The following is a 1,965-nucleotide window of genomic DNA, read 5'->3' on the forward strand; positions in this document are numbered from 1 at the left end:
CGATAGGTATTCGCTAAGGCTGAGCTGAAGATCTGGCATTAAAGGCATCAACAAAAAAGTGTGTATGCATATTATAAAAGCCTATCAGTTAAGGCAATTGATCTCTGCAATTGTGGAAAATCTTAATTCGCGCACTTTTCAATATCCAATATAGAAATGGGACACCACATGACCATACTGTAGTGTGAAAGTGATTGTGCAAGTTCGGAAGTTATCACGGAAGGTTGAGAGGTTGGTAAGTAAGGGAACATAGGGTGAGTTATTATGATAATTTCTTATAAATTTTCATTATTGTGATAATATCTTAAAAGTATATAAAATAGAAAATATTATTATGAGTCAGCACTTTTTTATGCGATACCCAATTAGAAATGAATATGTATATTATTTGCCACAAATACAGATTTTAAACTCACATAATATTGGGGGGATGGGGTTAAAAGATATACATATCTATACAGAGCCTGATCTGATAAGTGATGGATATTCAGAGGATCATCGGTTTAATACTTTTCATTGTAATAATATTACTGATAGTAACTACGCATGGATTATTGGGTTAGAACTTACAAGTCTACTTAGGGGGTTAATTACTATTTTTTATGATGAAAATTATCAGAAACAGATTTTTATAGAAAAAATGATAAAAAATGATGATCCATCTGTCAATTATCCTAAATATAGTTTTGGATATGATATTTCTATATCACCTGATCTATACCAAAGTCTTGGCTCTAATCTTTTGCAAAACCTAAATTTTACAGAGAGGAAAGAATATAAGGAAAATGCAAAAACTAATGTATTTAATAGCTCATTATATTTAGCACAAAATAATGTTGGCTTATATTTAATACTTAAATATTTTTCAGAACCGCTAACTTGGGTTAGTCTTTATAAGATTATGGAAACATTAGAAACTATAGAAAAGTACCATGATAAATCTTGGAGAAAAAATTATACCAATCAGGATAAGGCCAAATTTACAAATCCTGCTAATAATTTTGCAGTAATCGGAATTGATTCTCGCCATGGATTTAAACAAGATTCACTAAAACAAAATAACGGCCCTAAAATGAGTTTAAATGAAGCAAAGTCTATGTTTATTAAGTGTGCTCAATCATACCTAAATTTTAAATTCAATGAATTAATAAGTTTAGGATAAAAAATTTAAATATAGGTATTTTTTTGTATTTTATTGGTTTTTAATTTAATATTAAATATATAATATTTAATAGACATAGTAATTTTGGGATTATGTATGAATTTATTGCCACTACTTGATATTAAATCAATAATAGCATCACTTTTTTCTGGTGGATTTGTTTTAACAGTTGCATGGGTTTATAAAATTTATAACAATTTTCAAGATGGTAAAAAACTAAAGACTCTAGTTTATTATGAGATATATATATTAAATAAGCACCTTGAAGATTTAGTTAATATTGCATGTGGAAGTGAAAAAGAGGGATGGTTTAGAAACCCTTGTGTCTTAGCAATGGATTTAACACTTTTTAATAATCAGCAGATTCAAAAAACTATTGTTGGTTTAAAAGCTGAAGAAATTTTAAATATTATTTCTTTCTATAATTTTTATAAATCTATTGATTCTAAGTTGCAGATTTATTCTGTGCACTTAAAAGAAAAGATGGTGGTTCAAAAAAATATTAATAATAATCAAGAAGTTAAATCATATGAGGAGTTGTGTCAAAATACCACAAATGTTCTTAAAGATGATTTTAAAGAAATCAAAAAAATATATTTAAATCTAAGTTCAACATCAGATTTTAAAAAAGTAGCTCAAAAACTAGAGTTATCATAATACCCCTCTAAGGCATGACCGCCGTGCCATGAATCCATGATCATTAAGCCCAAATGAGGTTTAGTGATCATGTCAGAAAAGAAAGTAATTGATTGGGAAAAAATCGAGCTTGATTATCGGGCTGGTGTAAAGTCTTTGCGTGAAAT

General features: G+C 28.3%; 2 protein-coding genes. Both read left to right on the plus strand.

Annotated elements, in window-relative coordinates; genetic code table 11:
- Positions 1-334 precede the first annotated feature (334 nt).
- Positions 335-1,162 (plus strand): hypothetical protein, encoded by an 828-nt coding sequence (locus tag ACX1N5_RS15650; protein WP_458803555.1) that lies wholly within the window; start codon positions 335-337, stop codon positions 1,160-1,162.
- A gap of 96 nt (positions 1,163-1,258) precedes the next feature.
- A complete protein-coding gene (locus ACX1N5_RS15655) occupies positions 1,259-1,819 on the plus strand; it encodes a hypothetical protein (RefSeq protein ID WP_458803557.1) in 561 nt (186 codons plus the stop codon).
- Positions 1,820-1,965: the final 146 nt, after the last annotated feature.

Source organism: Acinetobacter sp. ANC 4636, assembly GCF_054454555.1.

Coding starts and splice junctions, on each gene's coding strand:
- ACX1N5_RS15650 (WP_458803555.1), top strand. CDS start 335: ATGAGTCAGCACTTTTTTATGCGATACCCAATTAGAAATGAATATGTA.
- ACX1N5_RS15655 (WP_458803557.1), top strand. CDS start 1,259: ATGAATTTATTGCCACTACTTGATATTAAATCAATAATAGCATCACTT.